The sequence below is a fragment of the Rhodoplanes roseus genome, assembly GCF_003258865.1.
GTDB lineage: Bacteria > Pseudomonadota > Alphaproteobacteria > Rhizobiales > Xanthobacteraceae > Rhodoplanes > Rhodoplanes roseus.
In genome coordinates this window covers 1-8,523 of sequence record NZ_NPEX01000189.1, presented here as the reverse complement: position 1 = coordinate 8,523, position 8,523 = coordinate 1, and the positions used below count along the sequence as shown (strand labels likewise).

The window sequence follows — 8,523 nt, the reverse complement described above, 5'->3', positions numbered from 1 at the left end:
CGGCCCGGCCTCGCGGCGAGGCTCGCGGGCCGTGCGCTTCCATGCTAGCCCTAAGCGAAAGGATCGGCCTTCACAACGATCCGCAACGGGAGGACTGCCTGATGACGCTTCGACGGCGCGCGCTCGCCTTCGTCACTGCCCTCGCCATCGCCCCCTGCCTGCTCGCGTCGGCGCCGCCCGCCGCCGCGCAGGAGTATCCGGCCCGGCCGGTGCGGCTGATCGTGCCGTTCGGAGCCGGCGGCCCGGCCGACGTCTTCGCCCGCGTGCTGGCGCAGCATCTGTCCGAGTCGATGAAGCAGTCCTTCGTGGTGGAGAACCGGCCCGGCGCCGGCGCCATCATCGGCACCGACATGGTCGCGAAGTCGGCGCCCGACGGCTACACGCTGCTGATCATGTCGAACACCCAGACGACCAACGAGTCGCTGGTCCAGAACAAGCCGTTCGAGCTGATGCGCGACTTCGTCGCGGTGTCGCCGATCAACTCGTCCGACCTGCTGATGGTGGTGAACAACGGCGTTCCGGCCAAGACGCTGGCCGAGTTCATCGCGCTCGCCAAGGCGCAGCCCGGCGGGCTGAACTACGCCTCGTCCGGCACCGGGACGCCCTATCACATGGCCGGCGAGCTGTTCAAGGCGATGACCGGCACCGCCATCGTGCACGTGCCCCACAAGGCCTCGGGCGAGGCCCGCAACGCCGTGATGGGCGGCCATGTGCAGATGATGTTCGACGCCATCACGACCATGCGCAGCAACGCCGAGGCCGGCCAGGTGCGCCCGCTCGCCACCACGGGCGCCAAGCGCTCGACCCTGATGCCGGACGTGCCGACCGTGGCCGAGGCCGGCGTGCCCGGCTACGAGGCGACCATCTGGCTCGGCGTGATGGCGCCGGCCGGCACGCCCGCCGCGATCGTCGAGAAGCTCAACGGCGCGGTGCGGGCCGTGATCGCCAGGCCCGACGTCCGCGAGGCGTGGAGCCGCCAGGGCGCGGTGCCGATGGAGATGACGCCGACGGAGTTCGACGCCTATCTGCGCGCCGACATCGAGAAGTGGGCCAAGATCGTCAAGCTGTCCGGCGCCGGGGCCAAGACGGACTGACGGTTTCGCGCCCTACCCGACCCGCTTCATCATGACGGCGTCGGCGCCGGGCGGGATGCTCCCGGCGACGGCGGCCGGGACGGTGTCGCGAGGGCACGGCGCGTAGCCGCGCTCGGCGAAGAACGGCTCCTCGCCGCCCGCTGCGACCCAGAGGACGCGGCAGCCGAGCGCCACCGTCTCGCCCTCGAGCGCGTCGGCGATGGCGCCGCCGAGGCCGCGATGGCGCAGCATCGGCAGCGTGACGATGCGCAGCAAGCCGTCCTCGTCGTGCACCTCGATGCCGCCGAAACCGACCGGCACGTCGTTCTCCTCGAACCGCCAGAACCAGCGGCCGGGTGCGTCGACGTCGGCATGGGGCAGGCCGGCACGCTCCAGCGCGCGGCGCAGGCCGTCGCGTTCGAACGGCGCCAGCGGCAGCCAGAGCAGCTTGGGATGTCCCGCGTTCATGCGGGCCTCGTGGGTCAGCGGGGGACGGCGGGGGCGGGAGCCGGACGGGGACCGCGCGATGCAGTGGTCCCCTCGGCACCGCAGCGCACCAGCACCATGGTGCCGTAGCGGCCGGCGACCTCCGGATCGACCCAGCGCATCACCAGCACCCGGCCGTCGAACGAGACCACCTCGCGGTCGTCGGGATCGCCGGACTGCGGGTTGGGACCGATATAGGTCTTGCCCTCGGCGCTGCCCTTGACGAGCATGTCCTGCACCTGCGGGCTGTCGTGGCCCAGCATCGACACGCCGGTCGAGCTGCGGTTGATCACGAAAGGCAGCTTGCACTGGCCGCGCGCCGCCGCCTCGGTCCGGGCCCGGTCGGCATCGCGGTGATAGGCGGCGAGGCCCCAGCGGCCGACCAAGTCCTCGGAGCGGATGTTGGAGGGGATCGGGGCCGCCATCGGGGCCGGCGCCGGCTCCGGGCTGCCGCCCGAGAACGACGGCAAATAGCTCGCGCAGCCCCCGAGCGATACCAGCACGGAGGCGGCCAGCAGACTACGCGCGGCGCCCCGGAACGAACCGACCATGACGATCTCCGACATCAGGACCCCACTGTGATGGGCGGAAGGCCTTGGCGCAAGTGCGTTTTATACCGCCGGGGATGCCGGCGCACGGCACCAGCGGCGACACTGCGGGCGGGATGAGCCGACAGGCTTGCACGTCGAGATGGGCGTTTCGATGACGCCGGGCCGGCGGAGTAACCATCGCGGCGCGCCGGCGCCGACGTCGGGTTGCCTGCCCGGAGAGGCCCGGTTATGACACCCGGGAGGCGTGCCGGGCCCGACAGGCCCGCATCTGCGGCAATGCCTGCCGACGCCGGTGGGCGTCCGTCCCGGGGTATTAACCGCACCGAGCGAGGTGCCGCCGCCCCACCCTCTCCGGCCCGCCCGGCGCCTTGACAGCCAGAACCCCAGTCCCTATCTCCGGACCGGGTTTGGCACTCGCGAGGTCGGAGTGCCAACCCTTCAAGCCCAGGTTTTCAAACGAAACCAGCCACCCCCAGGTGGCGACGAGGATACACAGTCCATGGCGAAGACCACGTTCCGCCCGCTCCACGATCGCGTCGTCGTGAAGCGCATCGAGGCCGAAGAGAAGACCGCCGGCGGCATCATCATCCCGGACACCGCCAAGGAGAAGCCGAGCCAGGGCGAGATCATCGCCGTCGGCCCGGGCGGCCGCGACGAGGCCGGCAAGCTCGTTCCGCTCGACCTCAAGGTCGGCGACAAGGTGCTGTTCGGCAAGTGGTCCGGCACCGAGGTGAAGCTCGACGGCGAGGATCTCCTCATCATGAAGGAGTCCGACATCATGGGCGTGGTCGGCTGATCGACCCACCGTTTCGCCGGCCGCCGGAGGCGCGCGACAGCGCCGCCGCGGCGGTCCGGCGCTCCCCCTGACTGACACCAATTCGGAGCAATCAACATGGCTGCCAAGGACGTCCGCTTCTCCTCCGACGCGCGCGACAAGATGCTGCGCGGCGTCGACCTGCTCGCCAACGCCGTCAAGGTGACGCTCGGCCCGAAGGGCCGCAACGTCGTGATCGAGAAGAGCTTCGGCGCTCCCCGGATCACCAAGGACGGCGTCACCGTCGCCAAGGAGATCGAGCTCGAGGACAAGTTCGAGAACATGGGCGCCCAGATGGTGCGCGAAGTGGCCTCGAAGACCAACGACCTCGCCGGTGACGGCACCACCACGGCGACCGTGCTGGCCCAGGCGATCGTCCGCGAGGGCGCCAAGTCGGTGGCCGCCGGCATGAACCCGATGGACCTCAAGCGCGGCATCGAGATCGCCGTCGCCGCGGTCGTGAAGGACATCGAGAAGCGCGCCAAGAAGGTCGGCTCGTCGGCCGAGGTCGCACAGGTCGGCACCATCTCGGCGAACGGCGACACCGGCGTGGGCCAGATGATCGCCGGCGCCATGCAGAAGGTCGGCAACGAGGGCGTCATCACGGTCGAGGAGGCCAAGGCGCTCGAGACCGAGCTCGAGGTCGTCGAGGGCATGCAGTTCGACCGCGGCTATCTCTCGCCGTACTTCATCACCAACGCCGAGAAGATGACGGCCGATCTCGAGGACGCCTACGTCCTCCTGCACGAGAAGAAGCTGTCGGGCCTGCAGGCGATGCTGCCGGTGCTCGAGGCGGTGGTGCAGTCGGGCAAGCCGCTCGTCATCATCGCCGAGGACGTCGAGGGCGAGGCGCTGGCCACGCTCGTCGTCAACAAGCTGCGCGGCGGCCTCAAGGTCGCGGCCGTGAAGGCGCCGGGCTTCGGTGATCGCCGCAAGGCGATGCTCGAGGACATCGCGATCCTCACCGGCGGCCAGGTGATCTCGGAAGACCTCGGCATCAAGCTCGAGAACGTCACCGTCCAGATGCTCGGCCGCGCCAAGAAGGTGCTGATCGAGAAGGAGAAGACCACCATCGTCGACGGCGCCGGCAAGAAGGCCGACATCGAGGCGCGGGTCGGTCAGATCAAGGCGCAGGTCGAGGAGACCACCTCGGACTACGACCGTGAGAAGCTCCAGGAGCGCCTCGCCAAGCTGGCCGGCGGCGTCGCGGTGATCCGCGTCGGTGGCGCCACCGAGATCGAGGTGAAGGAGAAGAAGGACCGTGTCGAGGACGCGCTCAACGCCACCCGCGCCGCGGTGGAAGAGGGCATCGTCCCGGGCGGCGGCGTCGCCCTGCTCCGCGCCAAGGCCTCGGTCGGCAAGATCAAGAACGAGAACGCCGACGTCCAGGCCGGCATCAACATCGTGCTGAAGGCGCTCGAGGCCCCGATCCGTCAGATCGTGGAGAACGCCGGCGTCGAGGGCTCGATCGTGGTCGGCAAGATCCTCGAGAACAAGTCGGAGACCTACGGCTTCGACGCGCAGACCGAGAAGTATGTCGACCTCGTCGAGGCCGGCATCATCGATCCGGCCAAGGTGGTGCGCACCGCGCTGCAGGACGCCGCCTCGATCGCCGGCCTGCTGGTGACCACCGAGGCGATGGTCGCCGAGCTGCCGAAGGACAAGCCGGCCCCGGCGATGCCGCACGGCGGCGGCATGGGCGGCATGGACTTCTGATCTCGCCTTTCACGCGAGTGACGTTTTGCGGGGCGGCCGAAAGGCCGCCCCGTTTTTGTTACGGGGCGACCGAGCGGAGTCGCTCCGGCTTGCACCACGAGAGCACGCACAGCAAGAATTACACAACTTTGTGTTTTGTTTATCGCTCATTCCTTGCAATGATACCAGAACGCTATCGAGGATAAGCCACGCCATCACCTTCGATGACCGGCCCCCGGAGGCACAATCATGGCTTGGACCACGAACGAGACGTCCGTGCCCGGTCTTCGGGCTGCCATGCGGCGGCTGCCGGCGGACACCGCACGATCCGCTCCCGGCAACCGAACGGCAGCCGTCGACCGATGAGCCGCCCCACGATCCTGCGCGGCGGCGGGCCGACCCCGGTGACCGACACCTCGTGATCGACGTCTGCTGAGCCGCCACGCCGCGGCCCGCCTCCGGCGCCCGTTCAAAAGCTCCACTTCACGACCGCACATGCGCGAGCGTGCGGCTGTCCGGCTGCGGCCGGGCGGCTGGCCCGCGATGCATCGACGTCTCCACCGCGCAGCCCCACGCAGCGCGATCGACTTCGCTTGTCCCAACGATGGAGGACCGCGCCATGCCGATGTTGCCGAAAGTCGAAGAGGAAGCCGGGCTGAACGCCTATCCGGTGCTGTACTGGAACCACGTCGCCCTGGAGATGAACCGCATCACCCATTCGCTCGGCGGGCCGCAGACCGGCCCGACCATGAGCTCGCGGGCGCTCGGCCTCCTGCACTTGGCAATGCACGACGCCTACTTCATCGCGCTGGGACATAACCAGACCAGCAATCCCCCGACCTATCTTGCCACCACCGACGTGACCTCGGTCCTCGACAGAACCTCCAAGAATTACACGGGGCATCGCGACGGGCCGAGCAATCCCGTGGTGCCGGGGAATCTCGCCAACGCCAATCTCGCCCTCACCGGCGCCGCCGTGACGATCCTGGATCTTCTCTACGGACGCCAAAGCCCGAACATCTCGGTGGTGGCGAGCGACACGCTGCGGAGCGCGTTGCGCCGAATGATCGGCGACCACGGGCCTTACATCGACACGCTGCACCCGGCTCACGGGCTCGGAGTGACGGTCGCACGCGCCGTCTTCGATCTTCTCGGGGTGAAACCCGACGAGCCGGGTGCCGACCAGGGACGCTACGAACCCAGGCAGGGCCGCTACTGCTTCCGCGACGAGCCCGTCACGCCCGTACGCCCGGCGCCCATCGACCCGAACGATCCGAGCCGGGGAACCACCGCGGCGAGGATCTATCATGGTCCCTTCTACGGCTCGACCGTGAAGCGTTTCGCGGTTCACGACGACGCCGGCCATCGCCTGGAGAAGTGGCCGGAGCCCGCCGCACCCGGAGCGCCGGGCGAGTATCAGAACGCACTGCAGGAGGTGGTGCATCTGGGCGGCGCGCCTGGACTGCCGAAGACCCACCGCGATCCGGACCAGACCGTTGCGGCCTACTACTGGGCCTACGATGGGGCCAACCTCATCGGGACGCCGCCGCGGCTCTACAATCAGATCATCCGCACGATCGCGTGGAGCAAAAAGCTTCCCGACGGCGACGAGCTGGCGCGCACCTCCGACTTCGTTCGCCTCTTCGCTCTCGCCAACACGGCCATGGCCGACGCCGGCAAGTACGCGTGGCTGGAGAAGTACCGCTTCGAGCTCTGGCGCCCGCTGTCCGGCATCCGGGAGCACGACCCGAGCACCGGCCCGGACGCCGTCGCGGGCACCGGTCCCGAGCCGATCGCTGAGCCGCACTTGAGCGCCGAGGGTGCCGACCCATTCTGGTACGCGCTCGGCGCGCCGGAGACCAACACCGACAAGGTCTCCTTCAAGCCGCCCTTCCCGGCCTATCCGTCGGGCCACGCGACCTTCGGGGCCGCCGCGTTCCAGATGGTGCGGCTCTATTACCGGCAGCGGGCCGGAAGCCTCCCGAGTGATCCCGCGGACTGGCAGGCGCCGGACGACATCACCTTCACGTTCGTCTCGGAGGAGCTCAACGGCATCAGCCGCGACCTGCGCCAACCCTACGATCCGTCGAAGCCGATCGAGGACCAGCAGGGCGTCGTCCGCACGCGCGTGAGGCGCAGGTTCGTCTCGCTCTGGAACGCCATCTTCGAGAACGCCCTCAGCCGGATCTATCTGGGCGTCCACTGGCGCTTCGACGCCGCCGATTACGGGGACATGACCAACGGCTCCGGTGGGTACAAGTCACCGAGCGACATGCGCTTCTCGCACGTCTGGACCGGACCGCGCGGCCCCCAGGCCAAATACCCGACCGGCGGCATCCCCCTTGGGCTCGGCATCGCCAACGACATCTTTCACAACGGGATGAAGAGTCCGCACGGGGAGATGACCGCCGACCGAATCGCGACCTCGTCCTCGGCCGCCGGAAGCGCCAAGATGACCAACACGAACATTCGCTGATCTCACCACGAGAGCGGCCGCCGTCGCAGGGGCGGCACGATCTTCTGATCACACGCAGCGCGCGAGTGCGTCACGGGGCGGCCGAAAGGTCGCCCCAGTGTCTTGCTCCCACCCGGCCGGCCGCAGCGGCGCCCCGCTCGCCGCGGCGCACGGCGCGTGGCGCGGTATCGGCGCGGGGGTGAAAACGCCGCAGGGCGATCGCGCCGCCGTGGGCTTGCACGCGCTCCTCCACGTGGTGCAGATTTCATACAAACCTCGGCATTCCCCGCGGCACCGCTCTTGCTTCCTGACGGTGCCCAACCTCCCACCTCCGGAGACGCCATGCCCCTGTCCCTCGACCGCCGTCACTTCATGTCCACGGCCGCCGCGGCCGGCCTCGCCACGACGCTGCCGCGCAGCGGCCGCGCCCAGGAGCCGCGCACGAAGATGCGCATCGGCATCGTGCCGCTGATCTCGTCGGGGCCGATCTTCGTGGCGCAGGCGAAGGGCTTCTTCGACAAGGTCGGGCTCGACGTCGAGATCCGCTATTTCAACGACGGCGTCCTGGCGATGCCGGCGCTGGTCGCCGGCGAGATCGACGCGACCGTGGCGACGCTGAACGCCGGCCTGTTCAACACGGTTTCGAAGGGCGCGCCGTTCAAGCTGATGCTCGACCGCGGCTCGGAGAAGCCGGGCTCCGGCTCGATGACCATCGCGGCCTCGAACGACATGGTGAAGGCCGGCATGACGGCGCCGAACAAGATGGCGCTGCTGAAGGGCAAGAAGATCGCCATCCAGGCGCCCGGCGGCATCGACCAGTATCTGCTCGGGCTGGGCGTGCAGCGCGCCGGCCTCGATCCGCGCACCGACGTCGAGTGGTCGACTGGCCTCGCCTACCCCGACATCGTCAAGGCGATCGGCGCCGGGCAGGCCGACGCCGCCAACGTTCCGGTGCCGCTCGGCTTCCTGGTCGAGAAGAACAATTTCGGCAAGCTGGTGTTCTCCGGCTACGACATCGAGCCCAACACGCAGCTCGGCTGCTGGGCCGTGTCGCAGCGCTTCCTGCAGGCCAACAAGTCCGCCGCCGTGCGCTTCGCGATGGTGCACACCCATGCGGGCCGGGTGTTCAACAAGGCGGCCGCGACCAAGGATCCGGAGATCATCAAGATCGTCTCCGAGGCCACCAAGGTGCCGCCGCCCCTGATCGAGATGGCGGCGCCGCGCTGGACCTGGTTCAACGAGGACGGCATGCCGAACATCGACTCCTGCATGGCGCAGGGCAAGTTCTGGACCGACCCGATGAAGCTGGTCAGCGGCAGCGTCACCAAGGAGCAGCTGTTCGACCTCTCCCCTGCCGTCGAGGCGAACGAGCGCCTCGCCAAGTCGAACCCGTTCGGCTGAGCGGAACGCCAGGAACAGTCATTCCGGGTCGGCGCGACAGCGCCGAAC

At 68.9% G+C, this 8,523-nt stretch carries 7 protein-coding genes; 5 read left to right on the top strand and 2 right to left on the bottom strand.

All coding sequences use genetic code 11. From position 1 onward, the window contains the following. Positions 1–101: 101 nt before the first annotated feature. Complete coding sequence (locus CH341_RS21795; RefSeq protein ID WP_111421085.1) at positions 102–1,094, top strand: tripartite tricarboxylate transporter substrate binding protein; 993 nt, start codon at positions 102–104, stop codon at positions 1,092–1,094. 12 nt (positions 1,095–1,106) lie between these two features. Here the strand turns inward: CH341_RS21795 and CH341_RS21790 are convergent, their stop codons facing one another. Together CH341_RS21790 and CH341_RS21785 are read right to left on the bottom strand one after the other, a co-directional pair. After that, positions 1,107–1,541 carry a GNAT family N-acetyltransferase gene (locus tag CH341_RS21790; protein WP_111421084.1) on the bottom strand — a complete coding sequence of 145 codons (435 nt, stop codon included), beginning with the start codon at positions 1,539–1,541 and terminating at the stop codon, positions 1,107–1,109. A gap of 14 nt (positions 1,542–1,555) precedes the next feature. Then, positions 1,556–2,110 carry a hypothetical protein gene (locus tag CH341_RS21785; protein ID WP_245431181.1) on the bottom strand — a complete coding sequence of 185 codons (555 nt, stop codon included), beginning with the start codon at positions 2,108–2,110 and terminating at the stop codon, positions 1,556–1,558. Positions 2,111–2,609: 499 nt separating this feature from the next. Between CH341_RS21785 and groES the strand changes: the two genes are divergently transcribed. The 4 genes from groES (at position 2,610) to CH341_RS21765 (ending at position 8,475) form a co-directional block, all read left to right on the top strand. Continuing rightward, positions 2,610–2,906: a co-chaperone GroES gene (groES, locus tag CH341_RS21780; RefSeq protein ID WP_111421083.1), complete on the top strand. Its 297-nt coding sequence runs from the start codon at positions 2,610–2,612 to the stop codon at positions 2,904–2,906. Positions 2,907–3,002: 96 nt separating this feature from the next. Beyond that, the gene (gene groL, locus CH341_RS21775) at positions 3,003–4,640 is read left to right on the top strand and encodes a chaperonin GroEL (protein ID WP_111421082.1); all 1,638 of its coding nucleotides are present in this window, start codon (positions 3,003–3,005) and stop codon (positions 4,638–4,640) included. Between the two features lie 598 nt (positions 4,641–5,238). After that, a complete protein-coding gene (locus CH341_RS21770; protein WP_170149750.1) occupies positions 5,239–7,095 on the top strand; it encodes a vanadium-dependent haloperoxidase in 1,857 nt (618 codons plus the stop codon). Positions 7,096–7,416: 321 nt separating this feature from the next. Beyond that, entirely contained in the window at positions 7,417–8,475 is a 1,059-nt protein-coding gene (locus CH341_RS21765; RefSeq protein WP_111421080.1) for an ABC transporter substrate-binding protein, read from the top strand. Positions 8,476–8,523: the final 48 nt, after the last annotated feature.